The 13,674-nt window shown below is 72.6% G+C and carries 11 protein-coding genes; 3 read left to right on the top strand and 8 right to left on the bottom strand.

Annotated elements, in window-relative coordinates:
* Positions 1 to 7: 7 nt before the first annotated feature.
* The 8 genes from SRB5_RS07180 to SRB5_RS07145 all read right to left on the bottom strand — a co-directional run bounded on the left by SRB5_RS07180 (position 8) and on the right by SRB5_RS07145 (position 7,844).
* Entirely contained in the window at positions 8 to 1,087 is a 1,080-nt protein-coding gene (locus SRB5_RS07180; protein ID WP_323377216.1) for a histidinol-phosphate transaminase, read from the bottom strand.
* Between the two features lie 8 nt (positions 1,088 to 1,095).
* Positions 1,096 to 2,106 (bottom strand): 4-hydroxy-2-oxovalerate aldolase, encoded by a 1,011-nt coding sequence (gene dmpG / locus SRB5_RS07175; protein ID WP_153450588.1) that lies wholly within the window; start codon positions 2,104 to 2,106, stop codon positions 1,096 to 1,098.
* Positions 2,103 to 2,978, bottom strand: coding sequence for an acetylating acetaldehyde dehydrogenase (locus SRB5_RS07170; RefSeq protein WP_228389895.1), 876 nt, complete (start codon positions 2,976 to 2,978; stop codon positions 2,103 to 2,105). The genes dmpG and SRB5_RS07170 overlap by 4 nt, the downstream gene beginning before the upstream one ends.
* Positions 2,979 to 3,171: 193 nt before the next feature.
* Positions 3,172 to 3,972: a 2-keto-4-pentenoate hydratase gene (locus tag SRB5_RS07165; RefSeq protein WP_153450586.1), complete on the bottom strand. Its 801-nt coding sequence runs from the start codon at positions 3,970 to 3,972 to the stop codon at positions 3,172 to 3,174.
* Between the two features lie 31 nt (positions 3,973 to 4,003).
* Positions 4,004 to 5,005, bottom strand: a complete 1,002-nt coding sequence (locus SRB5_RS07160; RefSeq protein WP_153450585.1) for a methyltransferase — start codon at positions 5,003 to 5,005, stop codon at positions 4,004 to 4,006.
* A 120-nt stretch (positions 5,006 to 5,125) separates the two neighbouring features.
* Positions 5,126 to 5,575: an FAS1-like dehydratase domain-containing protein gene (locus SRB5_RS07155; protein WP_153450584.1), complete on the bottom strand. Its 450-nt coding sequence runs from the start codon at positions 5,573 to 5,575 to the stop codon at positions 5,126 to 5,128.
* A gap of 185 nt (positions 5,576 to 5,760) precedes the next feature.
* Positions 5,761 to 6,756 (bottom strand): TauD/TfdA family dioxygenase, encoded by a 996-nt coding sequence (locus tag SRB5_RS07150; protein ID WP_153450583.1) that lies wholly within the window; start codon positions 6,754 to 6,756, stop codon positions 5,761 to 5,763.
* Between the two features lie 131 nt (positions 6,757 to 6,887).
* Entirely contained in the window at positions 6,888 to 7,844 is a 957-nt protein-coding gene (locus tag SRB5_RS07145; RefSeq protein ID WP_153450582.1) for an acyl-ACP desaturase, read from the bottom strand.
* Between the two features lie 146 nt (positions 7,845 to 7,990).
* On the opposite strand from SRB5_RS07145, the gene SRB5_RS07140 reads away from it, so the two are divergent.
* Genes SRB5_RS07140 through fabF form a run of 3 tightly spaced genes read left to right on the top strand, consistent with a single transcriptional unit; the run spans position 7,991 to position 13,664 of the window.
* Positions 7,991 to 10,645, top strand: coding sequence for an aldehyde dehydrogenase family protein (locus tag SRB5_RS07140; protein WP_153450581.1), 2,655 nt, complete (start codon positions 7,991 to 7,993; stop codon positions 10,643 to 10,645).
* Positions 10,642 to 12,402: a thiamine pyrophosphate-binding protein gene (locus SRB5_RS37445; RefSeq protein ID WP_323377215.1), complete on the top strand. Its 1,761-nt coding sequence runs from the start codon at positions 10,642 to 10,644 to the stop codon at positions 12,400 to 12,402. The genes SRB5_RS07140 and SRB5_RS37445 overlap by 4 nt, the downstream gene beginning before the upstream one ends.
* Complete coding sequence (gene fabF / locus SRB5_RS07130) at positions 12,399 to 13,664, top strand: beta-ketoacyl-ACP synthase II (RefSeq protein ID WP_323377214.1); 1,266 nt, start codon at positions 12,399 to 12,401, stop codon at positions 13,662 to 13,664. Before SRB5_RS37445 ends, fabF begins: the two co-directional genes overlap by 4 nt.
* The last annotated feature ends 10 nt before the right edge of the window (positions 13,665 to 13,674 follow it).

Below are 13,674 nucleotides of genomic sequence, written 5' to 3'. Positions count from 1 at the left end.
GTGCTCCTCACACCGGCTCGTAGACCGCGGACGGCCACGCCGCCGCGCAGGCCAGGAAGGCGTCGTTGTCGCCGGGGGAGCCGACGGACACCCGGACGCCCTCGCCGTCGTACGTCCGTACGGCGATCCGTTCGGCCGTGCAGTGCCGGCCGAAGGCCGCCGCGTCGTCGCCGAGCGGCAGCCAGAGGAAGTTGCTGTGGCTCTCCGGTACGCCGAATCCGGCCGCCAGCAGGGCCGTACGCATCCGGGTGCGCTCGGCCACCGTGTCGTCGACGCGGGCCCGGAGCCGCTCCTCCAGCGCGAGGGAGGCGAGGGCCGCCTCCTGGGCGACGCCGCTGACCGAGTACGCCAGCCGGACCTTCGCCAGTGCCTCGACGACGTCCGGGGCGCCGACCAGATAGCCGACGCGCAGGGCGGCGAGCCCGTACGCCTTGGAGAAGGTCCGGGTGACGGCCAGGTTGGGGTAAGCGCCGAGCAGGGTGAGGCCGCTGCAGGTGTCCGGGGTGCGGACGTACTCGAAGTAGGCCTCGTCCAGCACGACCTGGCAGTCCGGCGGCACCCGGTCGAGGAACGCGCGTAGAGCCCGCTCCCCGACGACCGTGCCGGTGGGGTTGTTCGGATTGCAGACCAGCACCAGGCGGGTGTCGGACGTGATGCGGTCCGCCATGGCGTCCAGGTCGTTGCGGTGGTCCGCCAGCGGTACGGGGACGGGCCGCAGCCCGGCGAGCTGGGCGAGCGGCGGGTACAGCTCGAACGACCGCCACGGGAACACCACCTCGGCGCCGGGCCGCGCGCACGCCGTCATCAGCGCCTGGAGCAGCGCCACCGACCCCGCCCCGGCCAGGACGGCCTCCTCCGGTACGCCGTGGCGCCGGGCGAGCGCCCGGGTCAGGGCGGTGCACAGGGGGTCGGGGTAGCGGTGGGCGAGCGCGCCGGCCGCGGTGACGGCCGCGAGGACGCCGGGGAGGGGTTCGTCGGGCGACTCGTTGGCCGACAGCGGGCGCGCGGGCTCGCCGTCGTAGACGCCCTCGGTCGCCCGGTAGCCGGGCAGTTGGTCGAGGACGGGGCGGAATGCGGGTACGGACACGGGCGCTCCTATGCCTGTCGGAGGGCGACGGCCACGTCCACGATCAGGTCCTCCTGTCCGGCGACGGCCTGGCGCCGGCCCAGTTCGAAGAAGACGTCGCGCGGGTCGACGCCCTCGCGGGCGGAGATGTCGAGGACCCGGGTCTTGAACCCGGAGAACACTCCCGACAGCCCGCTGACCACGCCGACGGAGTCGATGGTGGGCGGCGCGGGCATCAGCTCGCGGCCGGCCAGGTCGGCGGCGTCCAGGAGCTTGTAGAGGTCGATGCCCGTGGCGTAGCCCATCCGCTCCAGGACCGGGACGACGACCTCGAGCTGGGTGTTGCCGGCGCCGGCCCCGAAGCCCCGGGCGCAGGCGTCCACGATGGAGGCGCCGGCCTCGACGGCGGCGACGGAGTTGGCGACCGCCATGCCGAGGTTGTTGTGTCCGTGGAACATCACCGGTACGTCCACGGCCTCGCGGATCGCCGTGATGCGGGCGGTGACGTCGGCGGGGAGGTAGTGGCCGGAGGAGTCCATGATGCCGACGCCGGTGGCCCCGTACGAGACCAGCTGGGCGCAGTGTTCGGCGAGCTCGCCGGGCTCGGCCATATGGCTCATGAGCAGCACGCCGTGCGCGTCGGCGCCGCGGTCGCGCAGATGGCCCATGTGGCGTTCGGCCAGATCGCTCTCGGTGCAGTGGGTGCCGATGCGGACCAGGTCGGCGCCGAGGGCGAGCGCGCGGTCGAGGTCCTTGGAGGCGCCCCAGCCCGGGAGCATGAAGACGGCCATTTTGCTGTCCGTCAGCGCCTCGCGTACGACCGTCAGCATCTCCTCGTCGCTGACCTTCGCCCGGCCGACCTGGAGCGAGGACGCGCCGAGGCCGTTGCCGTGGCCGACCTCGACCACGGGGATCCTGGCCGCGTTCGCGGCGGTCGCGTAGGCGCGGAGCTGGGCGGCGGAGAGCTGGTGGCGGACGGCGTGGTGGCCGTCGCGCAGGGTCGGGTCGTGGATGAGGACCTTGCTCTGTTCGGGGTTCATGACATCTCCGCGCCGACGGTGGACAGATGGACGGCCGCGTACTGCTCGGCGACGTGCAGCGCGGCGGAGTTGATCAGGTCGAGGTTCCCCGCGTACCGGGGGATGCGGTCGCCGGAGGCGGCGACCTCGACCGCGATGAACGCCCGGCCGTCGGCGACGGAGCAGGTGACGACGTCGTAGCCGGCGGCGAAGACGCGCATCCGCTCGACGACCGGCCCGACGGCCGCCCGCACGGACTCTTCGGTGAGGTCCGCGCCGAGGAGGGTGAGGGCGACGCGGAAGCGGACCGGGGGCTTGGCGGGGCTGAGGTTGACCATCACCTTGACCTCGCCGACGGAGCTGAACTCGCGTACGGCGTCCTGCGTGGTGTCGATGTACTCGTCGAGGTTCAGCCGGGTGGAGCGGCCGATGCTGGCGCTGGCGGCGGTGGTGACGATCTCCGCGTAGTCGATGCGGTGGCGGGCGGCGACCGCGTGGAGGACGGGGATGGCCGCCTGCCCGCCGCAGCTGACCATGTTGACGTTCCGGTACGACAGCGCGTCCAGACCGTTCACCGTGGGGATGATCATCCGGCCGACCTGACTGGGCGTCAGGTCGACGACGAGGCAGGAGTACGGGGCCAGCAGCCGGTCGTGTTCGGCGTGGGCGGTGGCCGTGGTCGCGTCGAAGACGACGTCGAACGGCTCGTCGCGCTCGACCAGCGCCTGTACCCCGTCGGAGGTGACGGGGAGTCCGGCCTTGGCCAGGCGGTGCAGGCCCGGGGTGCTCACGTCACGGCCGACGACCAGGCCCAGGTCGAGGTGCTCCGAGCGGGTGATCTTGGTCGCGAGATCGGCGCCGATCAGACCGGCGCCGATCACCGCCGCGGACAGCCGCCCGCGTCTGTCCGGATCCGGCTCACGAGGTTGGCCCGGACACGCCGTCCGGCCTGTATGTCCGGCTGGGGGTCCGGGGGTTATCCCCCGGGGAAAAGCAGTCATGGCTGTTCAGCCTTCCCGTGGTGGCGTGCGTGTGCGTGAGGGAGAGCTCCCGTCGGAGCGCTTGAGGGGGAGGGGCGGACCCGGGTCAGTCCTCGACGGTCAGCGAGACCGAGCCGAGCGAGGCGAACGACGCCGTGACGTCCATGCCGGGCACGAGGTCGACGGCGGCGGCCCAGGAGCCGGCCAGGACGAGGTCGCCGGCCGCGATGCCCTCGCCGAAGGTGTCGAGGATGCGGACCAGGAAGGCCACGGAGTTGGCCGGGTGCCCCATGACGGCGGAGCCGTGGGCGCTCTGCACCTGATCGCCCGTCGAGAACACCACCCGCTCCGTCGCCAGATCGAGCCCGGCGATCGACTCGGCCGGCACCTCGGGGCCGACGACGACGAACGCGGAGGAGGTGTTGTCGGCGACGGTGTCCACCAGCCGGATCCGCCACTCGGCGATCCGGCTGTCGAGCACCTCCAGCACCGGATGGACGGCGGTCGCCGCGGCCAGCACGTCGTCCGCGGTGACGTCCGGGCCCCGCAGGTCGCGGCCGATCCGGAACGCGATCTCCGCCTCGACCTTCGGCGCGATGAAACGTCCCGCGTCCAGCACCGCGCCGTCGGGCAGCAGCATCCGGTCCGTGAGATGGCCGAAGTCCGGGTGGTCGATGTCGAACGCCCGCTGGATGGCCTCGCTCGTCGCGCCGATCTTGTAGCCGGTGAGGACCGCGCCGTCGGCGACGTCCATGGCGCGCAGCTGCCGCTGGATGTCGTACGCGTCCGCCAGCGTCAGCTCCGGGTGCCGGTCGGTGAGGGGCTCGACCGGCTTCCCGCTGAGGTTGGAGTCCCACAGCTCCTCGGCGAGGGCACGGTGCAGGGAGGGTGCGGCCGACCGCGTCATGCGCCGGCCTCCTTTCGTACGAGAAGCGCGGTCACTTGGTCGCGATGAACAGCCGGGCGCCGGGCATGGGCTGCGGCAGGCACTTCACGGAGGAGAAGCCCGCGGTCTCGAACTTCTCCAGCCAGGCGGCCTCGGTGGGCAGCCGGATGTCCATGAAGTTCGCGTGCAGGTAGGTGAACAGGGCGCTGAACCTGCGCTCCGTCTCGTCGGGCGCGTAGCGGACCGCGTCGCACACGGCCATGAAGCCGCCCGGCGCCAGCCCGTCGCGGCAGGCGCCCAGGACGCCCTGGAACACCGCGTCGTCCTCGACCACGTCGTGCATCACGAAGCACGCCTGGATCGCCTCGGCGCCCTCCACGGGGGAGCGGTCCTCGATCAGCGACTCGATCGGCCGCTCCACGACCTCCAGCCGCTCCTCCACCCCGGCCGCCACCGACGCCTCGCGGGCCGCGGCGCAGGCCGCGCCGCTCAGGTCCAGCGCGACGCCGTGGCGCTCGGGGTCCTGGCGCAGCAGCTTGATCAGCAGCCCGCCGGCGCCGGCGCCCAGGTCGGTGACCTTGCGCGCGCCGGAGGCGTTGACGTGCTCGAACACGCCCGGGTAGAAGTCGCGTTCGCCGACCCACTTGGAGCTGACGGCGACCCGGCGGCCGTCGCGGTGATGGGCCTTCGCGGCGGCGGCCGGGTCGGTGAGGAAGGCGCGGGCGTGCTCGACGAACGGGTAGTTCGCGCTCATCGACCAGGACACGTACCCGGCCTCGTAGCGCCGCTGGGCGTAGTCGTCGGCGGGGCGGTACTCGCCGGGGGCGCCGGTCTCCGCGACCAGGCCGGCCGCGGACAGGGCGGTCAGATACTCGGCCATACCGTGCTGCGGCAGGCCCGTCACCCGGGCCAGCTCCGCCGCGTCGAACGCCTGTCCGGCGTCCAGCACCTGGTCGGCGCCGAGCTCCGCGCCGATCTGCAGCAGTACGGCCACCGCCGCGATGTCAGCCGCCCTCTTCATCGAGGGGGACTCCGGCGAGGACGGTCGACTCATGCTTTGTTCCTCCTGTGACGGCGCCGGCGGGGCCGGCGGGCGACTCGGGCGCGGGTACAGGGGCGTCCCGATACCGAGGCTCGCCACAGGGGCTACACGCGTTCTATACGAAGGCGGCGCTCACTCCCGCGGGGCGCGTACCACCAGCGACATGAACACCGTCGCCACCGTCTTCTCCTCGGGATCCCGCAGGTCGATGCCCAGCTCGAGGACGTCGTTGCCCGCCAGCGAGCGCACGGCGTCGATGCGTACGAACGACCGCAGCCGGTCCCCGGCCACGACGGGCCGGTGCAGGACGAAGCGCTGGTCGCGGTGGACGACCCGGGAGTAGTCCAGGCCCACGACCGGGTCGTAGATCACCGGGTCGGTGGCCGTCTGGGTGAGGACGGCGAGGAAGGTCACCGGGGCGATCACATCCGGATGGCCGAGCGCGCGGGCGGCGGCGGGGTCGTGGTGGGCGGGGCTGGTCTCGCCGACCGCCTTCGCGAACTCCCTGATCTTCTCCCGGTCGATGTCGTAGCTCCCGGCCGCCGGATAGGTCCGGCCGGCCAGCGTGGGCGACAGCCCCATACGTGCTCCCCGTTCGTCTGCGACCGCGCTCAACTGCCGCCCGAGACAGGCGGGTTGGGCGGCCGGGTCGTGCGGCATGCTACGCACGCCGGGTGATCTTGCGCCAGCGGGCACCCGCCCCCGGACACCGCTTCGCGCGCCGCCGTGGGGGGATCACGGCGGCGCGCGACGGGTGCGGGGGACCGTCAGCCGAGGACGGCGGTGCCCTCCGCGCGGTACGGGCGGGAGCGGCGGTTGTCCAGCGAGGCGTAGACCCGGTGCAGCCACCGGTCGGTGCCGTCGAAGCGCGGCGCGAACGACGTACGGCCGTGCACCGCCAGCCGGTTGTCCACCACCGCCAGATCGCCGACGCGCAGGGCGTACGCCTGGTGCACGTCGAAGAACACCTGCCGCAGCTCCGCCAGGGCCGCGCGGGCCCCGTCGTCCAGCGGATGGGTCGCGGAGAAGTCCACCAGCACGTCGGGGTCCTCCGCGGACCCCCGCAGCACGGCGTGCGGCAGGGCGGCGTCCTCCTGGTCGCCGAAGGAGGGCGGCGCCACCGTGAGAAAACGGTTCTCCGACAGCACGGCCCGGGTCTTCGGCCGCAGCAGCGGCACCGCCTTGCGCACCGACGAGACGGTCAGCCGCGCGTCGCCCGTCGGGTCCTCGCGCAGGCACAGCAGCCCCACGTAGTCCGGCCGGCTGTCGTGGAAGGCGTTCTCGGTGTGCATCTCCAGCAGCACCGAACCGGCGTTGGACTGCGACGTCTCCGACCCGGGCACCGGCACCACGTTCTGCACCAGCGCCCCGGACTTCTCGTTGCGGTACGCGATGACCTCACCGAGCTGGCTCATCACCGCGGTGACCACCGCCGCCGCGACGGTCGGCGTGTGCTCCACGGATCCGGCGACCGTGGGCGTACGGGGCAGTCCCGGGCCGTGCGGGGCGGCCACGGGGAGGTTGCGCACCAGCAGGGCGCCGTCGGGTCCCGCGTCGTGCCGGAACGCACGCAGCTGGGCCAGGAGCCGGGGCGGCAGGGAGCACGAGGCGTCGCGTACCGCCTCGATCCACTTGGCGTCGTCGGTGGAGGCCGGCAGCTGGCCGGCGAGCCGCAGGGCGACGTCGCCGGTCTGGCGCCGCTCGGCGACGGTGAGGTTGCACGCGGTGGTGCCCACCGCGGTCATCGTTGCTGGCTGAGGCATGAAGCCGCCTTCGCTGAGGAGGTGGGGTGAGTGGCCGCGCCATCCACGGGACGCCGACCGGCGGCCAGTTTCGGCGGGGCGGCTATATATCCCCTACGTCCGCCCCTGCGGCCACTTCCTCCCCACCTGCCTCACGCGGCGCGGGCCGCCATGCGGGCCTGCCGCTGCGCGCGGCGCTCGGTGAAGAGCGTGGCCCTGCGGTCGAGTTCGGTGACGAACGCGTCCAGCTCCGCCAGCGCCGCCTCGCCCGCGGGGCCGAAGTCCGTGCGGTCCGCCAGCCGCCAGTGCCGCAGCACGGGGGCGAGCACCTTGTCGTGGTGCAGCTTCAGGTCGAAGATCCCGGCGTTGGCTATCAGATTGGAGAAGCGGGCGAAGTCCGGCTGGTCCCGCCCGGGCATGGTGAACCCGACGACCATGTCCCGGATCGCGCACACGGCGGCGTCCGGGGCCACGTCCAGGGCGGCGTCCATCAGATTGCGGTAGAAGATCATGTGCAGGTTCTCGTCCAGGGCGATCCGGGCGAGCAGCTGCTCGCCGACCGGACACCCGGTCGCCGCCCCGGTGTTGCGGTGCGCGACCCGGGTGGCGAGCTCCTGGAACGTCACGTACGCCAGCGTCTGGATCACGCTGCCGGGGGAGCCGCCGCTGCCGGCGACCATATGGGCCATCCGCCGCTGTTCGAGGTCGACGGGGTCGATCGCCCGCGTCACCACGAGATAGTCCCGCAGCGCGATGCTGTGCCGGGCCTCCTCGGCGGTCCACCGGTTCGTCCACTCGAACCAGGCGCCGTCGCGGCCCAGGGTGCCGGCGAAGTCGCCGTGGTAGCCGGGGAGGTTGTCCTCGGTGAGCAGATTGACGACGAGCGAGGCCCGTACCGCCGGATCCAGCACGGAGTCCTCCGGCCGCCAGTCCTCGCCGCCGAGCAGCGCGAAGTCGCGGCCCCGGCTCCACGGCACGTAGTCGTGCGGGTTCCAGGGCTTCGCCGCCTTCAGATGGCGGTCGATGTTCGCGGCGACGACGGGTTCGAGTTCCGTCAGCAGGGCGAGCTCCGAAGCGGGGTCGGTCGCCGGGCTCGAGGGCGTGGGCATGATTCCCTCCAGAGATCAGTTTTCCCCCGACCGTAGACCAGAAATACCCCGCGAGTCGATGCGCCCGAGCAATATAGAACACGCGTAGTCGCCCTCGTACCATCGTTGTTCACGTGAAAGAATGACGGGTCGGGAGTTCTGTGGCGATGCTCATCAATGAGAACGGCCGGCATATATCGACGTCGAGCGTTTCCGCCGCCTGCAGGTCCGTGCTCGCGGAATTGCGGCGGCAGGGAATGGAGTCCGGCGACCGGGTGCTGCTTTCCGGCGCGAATACCGAGCGGTTCGTCCATACGCTCTTCGCGCTCATGGAGTACGGCGTGTCCGTGGCACTCGTGGATCCCCGCGTGCCCGACGCCGAGAAGCTCCGGCTGGCCGCCGAGGCGGGCGCGGACTGGATCCTCACGGACCGCCGGGTCGACGGCGAGGGCGCGCGGGCGCGCCGGATACTGCTGAACGAACTGAGCACCGCCGCCGGGCCGGTGGACGGCGGTGCCGAGGGCACGGACGGGCGGGCCACGCTGACCTTCGAGCGGTGGTTCGCCCGCGAGGACGCCCTGATCGTGTGGAGCTCCGGCAGCACCGGCGACCCCAAGGGGATCGTCCGCTCGGGAGCCTCCGTCCGCGGCAACACCGAACGCACCGCCGTCCGCATGGCCTACCGGGCCGAGGACGTGCTGCTGCCGCTGCTGCCCTTCACCCACCAGTACGGACTGTCCATCCTGCTCCTGTGGTGGACGACCGGCTGCTCCCTGGTCCTGCAGACCAGCAGCCGCCGGGTCGACACCTCCGTGAAGGCGATCCACGAGCACGGCGTCACGGTCGTCGACACGGTCCCGGCCACCTACCGCACGCTCCTCAACCTGCTGGACGGCGGCCGGGCCGACGCCGCGCACCTCGCGCCGGTGCGGATGTGGTGCGTGGGCGGCGAACCCCTCCCCAGGGAACTCGCCGAGCAGTTCCTGCGCACCACCGGCCACCACCTCCTCGACGGCTACGGCAGCAGCGAGGCCGGCAACATCGCGCTCGCGGTGGAGCCGGACCCGGTGGGCTGCGGCCGGCCGCTGGACGGGGTGCGCGTCGAGGTCGTCAACAGCGCCGACCGGCCCGTCCCCGCCGGTGAGATCGGCGAGATCCTCGTCCACTCCCCGGACTACATGACCGGCCTGCTCGGCGAGAACGGCACCGTGCGCCGGGTCGACCGGGCCGTGTACCGGACCGACGACATCGGCCGGCTGGACGAGGACGGCAACCTCACCGTCCTGGGCCGCAAGGGAGCCGTGCACCGGCTCGGCCACACCGTCTACCCCGACGGCATCGCCGCCCGCGCCGGCGCCTGCGGGGCCCCCGTGAAGGTCGTCGCGGTCCCCGGGGAGCGGGACCGCACCCATCTCGTCTTCTTCGTGGTCGACCCGCAGCAGCGGACGGCCGACCACTGGAAGGGCGAAGTCTCCGCATTTCTCGCCGAGTACGAAAGGCCCAACCGTGTCGTTGTCCTCCCCGAATTCCCGCTCAACGGGAACGGGAAGATCGATCGTAGGGAACTGCAGAAGATGGCTGTGACGGCGATGACGCGCGAGGAGCACCGCTCCGCCCCCGCGCCCGCGTACCGCATTCCTTTCGAGGAGCGACTCGAAGCACTCGACGCCGTCGTCGGGCTGCTCCACGAGCGGCGTGAGGAATTCCTCGAGATCCTCTTCGAGACCTGTAACCATCCCACCGCCGTAGGCGAGATCCACGCCGCGCTCACCGCTCTCGACGGCGCCCGCAAGGAGATCCAGCGCTACCGGCCGCGGCGGGTCGAGCAGATGGCCGTGCTGATGCCGTCGAACATCCCGCTCTACAGCTACATCCTGTATCTCCTCATCCCCACCCTCTACAGCGAGCGGGTCGTGTTCCGCCCCTCGGGCCGGATCTCCGACCAGACGGAGAAGCTGCACAAGCTCATCGGCACCGTGCACGACCTGCCCATCCAGCAGTGCCTCACCGGCCAGCGCGACTTCCTCAACGGCGAGGCGGACCGCTCCGAGGTACTGGTGTTCACCGGCACCTTCGACAACGCCGAGAAGGTCCGCGCGCAGCTGCGCAAGGACCAGCTGTTCCTGTACTTCGGGCAGGGCGTCAACCCGTTCGTCGTCGGCCGCGACGCCGACATCGGACGGGCCGTCGAGGGCGCGCTGAAGGTACGGCTGATGAACTCGGGCCAGGACTGCTTCGGCCCCGACGTGTTCTTCGTCCACACCTCCGTCAGCTCCCAGTTCTGCAACCTCCTCAGCCGCCGCGTCAACGCCCTGCGCCACGGCCGCTACAAGGACCCGACCGCCGACTACGGGTCCATGTTCTATCTGGACGCCTTCGAGGACGCGCTCGCCCATCTCATCCAGAACCGCGCCTACATCGCGGCCGGCGGCAACGCCGACCTCGCCGAGGGCCACCTCAGCCCCACCCTGCTGATCCGCCCGGTGGAGGCGAACGTGCTGCCGCCGGAGCTGTTCGCGCCGATCTTCGACGTCGTCCCGTACACCGATCCCGCGTGGCTGCGCACCATGCTCAGCCACCAGTTCTTCGAGGAGCGGGCGATGGCGGCGACCGTCTACGGCGAGGAGCCCGAGCTCGTCGAGATGCTCGGACGCCGCCACACGGTGAGCGTCAACCAGACGCTGATCGACATCGAGGACGGCAACGCCCCGTTCGGCGGCACCGGGGTGCGCGCCAACTACGCGGCGTACGGCGGCAAGCGCCACACCCAGCCGCTGCTGATCTCCAAGGCGGTCGTCGACCACCTCGGAGGGGCCGCGTGACCGAGGAGAAGACGGCCGACGAGACGGTGACCGGCGCCTGGCGGGCGGTCGTCCGGGTGCTCGAGGAGCACGGGGTACGGGACGCCTTCGGGCTGCCCGCCGACGACCTCGACCTGCTGGAGGCCCTGCACGGCAGCCGGATCCGCCTCGTCCTGGGCCGCGACCAGCGCAACGCCGTGTTCATGGCCACCGGTTACGCCCTGCAGTCCGGCCGCCCCGGCATCGCCTTCACCGGCAAGGGGCCGGCGGTGACCAACGCGGTCACCGGCCTGCTCGAGGCCGCGTACTCCGCCGCCCCCGTGGTGCTGATCTCCGCGGGGACGGCGGTGGACCGGCGCGGTGCCGCCGCCTTCCAGGAGCTCGACCAGCTCGCCGTGGTCCGCCCGCTCACCAAGTGGGCGGCCCGCGTCGACGACCCCGCGCGCCTGGCCCCCATGCTGGAGCGCGCCCTGCTGACGGCCGCCGACGGCGTGCCCGGACCCGTCTACCTCGAGGTGCCGGACCAGCTGCTCACCGCGAAGATCCCGCTGCCCGCCCCGGGCGCCGTACCGGCGGAGGGCCCCGTACGGCCCGCCGCCGTACGGCTGCCCGACGACAGCGCCGCGCTGCGCACCCTGGGCGCCGCCCGGCGTCCGGTCCTGCTCGTCGGCGGCGGCACCCGGCACATCCGGCGCGGGCTGCTGGAGCGGTACGCGGACCACATCGGCGCCGCCGTCTTCGCCACGGCCACCGGACGCGGCGCCTTCGACGAGACCCACCCCCGGTTCTGCGGGCTGTCCGGGCTGTACCTCCCCGAGGCCGCCCGGGAGCTGTGGGACCGTACCGACTGCGTGATCGCGTTCGGCAGCCGGCTCGAGGAGACCGCCACCTACACCTGGCCGGGCCGCATCGGCCACGACGTCCCGGTCGTCCAGGTCAACGTCGACGCCGGGGAGTTCCACACCGACTACGCCGGCCCCCGGATCCTCGCCGACGCCGGCGCCCTGCTCGCCGGACTGGCCGGGCACGCCCCGCCGCGCGACGCCGATCCCGGCTGGAGCGAGAGCGTCACCGCCGTCCACGACCAGGTGCTCGGCGACCACGAGGACACCCTGCGCGAGCTGGCCGCCCGGCCCGCGCTGCACATCCCCGAGGTGCTCGCCGCCCTGCGCGACGTGCTCCCCGAGGACCTGGTCCTGGTCCAGGAGAACGGCCTCCAGGACATGTGGTCGTACTCCTACCCCGTCCACCTCTGCCCCGCCGCAGGCGGCTCCGTCGTCCCGTCGGAGCAGACCAGCCTCGGCTTCGGCGCCGCCGCCGCGGCCGGGGTGCAGACGGCCGCCCCCGGGCGGCCGGTGGTGGCGCTCGTCGGCGACGGGGCGTTCAACCTCTTCGCGTCCGACCTGCCCACCCTCGCCGAACACGGCCTCGGCGTGCTGTACGTGGTGCTGCGCAACAACGGCTACGGCTGGCTGCAGCACCAGCTCGACGACCGCGCGAAGCCCCTGCCGGGCTTCCGCTTCGCCGACCCGGACGGCGCGGCCCTCCCGCTGCGCGAGGCCCCCGGCGTCCGGCACCTCACCCTCGACGACAAGACCACCCTGCGGGCGGACCTCGAACGGGCCTGGAAGCTCTGCCGGGAGGGCGAGCCCGTGGTCCTCGACGTCCCCGTACGCCTCGAGGACTCCCTCTTCGGCAAGGCCCCCGCCGGCGGTGACTTCCCCCTCCTGTCCCCGACCGGCGCCCCCGCACCAGACACGACGGAAGGCACCCCGTGACGACCGAGAAAGCACCGCGACGCGACCGCACCAGAGTCGTCATCACCGGCTGGGGCATGGTCACCCCCCTCGGCCTGGACGCCGCGACCACCTGGGAGGCGCTGCTCGAAGGACGCAGCGGCATCGGCCCCATCACCCAGATCAAGGCCGACGACCTGCCCGTACAGATCGCCGGCGAGGTGAAGGACTTCGACCCCCGCGAGCACCTGGCGTACAAGGTGGTGCGCCGGACCGACCCGTTCGCCCGGTACGCCGTCGTCGCCGCCATGGAGGCCGTGGAGAACGCCAAGCTGTCCCTCGACGACACCGACCGCACCCGCGTCGGCGTCCTCATCGGCTCCGGCTACGGCGCCATGCACACCGTCGCCGGCCACACCCGCGACATCGACGCCAAGGGCCCGCGCGGCGTCCCCCCGATGGCCGCCGTCGCCGGCGCCATCGACAGCGCCCCCGGCGAGATCAGCATGGCCCTGGGCACCACCGGCCCGTCCCGCGCCACCTCCAGCGCCTGCGCCTCCGGCACCGACGCCGTGGGCGAGGCCGCCCGCTGGATCCGCAGCGGCGCCAGCGACGTCGTCATCGCCGGCGGCGCGGACGACATCATCACCCGCGTCGACATCGCCGGCAGCGGCAACGCCCGCGCCCTGTCCGCCCGCCCGGGCGACCCCACCGAGGCGTCCCGGCCGTTCGACGAGGACCGCGCCGGCTTCGTGATGGCCGCCGGCGCCGGGGTCCTCGTCCTGGAGTCCGAGGAGCACGCCCTGGCCCGCGGCGCCCACATCCTCGCCGAGGTCGCCGGATACGCGGCCACCTCCGACGCGTACCACTGGACCGCCCCGCACCCCGAGGGCGTCTCCGTGCGCCGTGCCCTGCGCGAGGCGCTGAAGGACGCCGGACTCGCCCCCGAGGACGTCGACTACGTCAACGCCCACGGCACCGGCACCCAGCTCAACGACTCCGCCGAACTGGCCTCCCTGCGCGCCGTGCTGGGCGACCACATCGAGCGGATCCCCGTCAGCTCCACCAAGTCCATGACCGGCCACATGATCGGAGCCGCCGGCGCCGTCGAGGCGATCATCGGCGGGCTCACCATCAACACCGGCATGGTGCCGCCGACGATCAACTGCCACAAGCCCATCGACCCGTCGGTCAACTTCGTCGCGCACAAGGCCCAGGCCCACGACGTCGACGTCGTGATGAGCAACTCCTTCGGCTTCGGCGGCCACAACGCCGTCGTGGTCCTGCGCCGCTGGGTCGCGTAACCCGTACCGC

This window comes from Streptomyces smaragdinus (genome assembly GCF_009604385.1).
GTDB lineage: Bacteria > Actinomycetota > Actinomycetes > Streptomycetales > Streptomycetaceae > Streptomyces > Streptomyces smaragdinus.
The sequence above is the reverse complement of the archived record's forward strand: the minus strand, read 5'-3'. Positions and strand labels throughout refer to the sequence as shown.

Bases quoted from the DNA above. Each gene is read 5' to 3' on its own strand.
- dmpG (WP_153450588.1), bottom strand. From the start codon at position 2,106: ATGAACCCCGAACAGAGCAAGGTCCTCATCCACGACCCGACCCTGCGC.
- SRB5_RS07145 (WP_153450582.1), bottom strand. From the start codon at position 7,844: ATGCCCACGCCCTCGAGCCCGGCGACCGACCCCGCTTCGGAGCTCGCC.
- SRB5_RS07150 (WP_153450583.1), bottom strand. From the start codon at position 6,756: ATGCCTCAGCCAGCAACGATGACCGCGGTGGGCACCACCGCGTGCAAC.
- SRB5_RS07155 (WP_153450584.1), bottom strand. From the start codon at position 5,575: ATGGGGCTGTCGCCCACGCTGGCCGGCCGGACCTATCCGGCGGCCGGG.
- SRB5_RS07160 (WP_153450585.1), bottom strand. From the start codon at position 5,005: ATGAGTCGACCGTCCTCGCCGGAGTCCCCCTCGATGAAGAGGGCGGCT.
- SRB5_RS07165 (WP_153450586.1), bottom strand. From the start codon at position 3,972: ATGACGCGGTCGGCCGCACCCTCCCTGCACCGTGCCCTCGCCGAGGAG.
- SRB5_RS07140 (WP_153450581.1), top strand. From the start codon at position 7,991: ATGCTCATCAATGAGAACGGCCGGCATATATCGACGTCGAGCGTTTCC.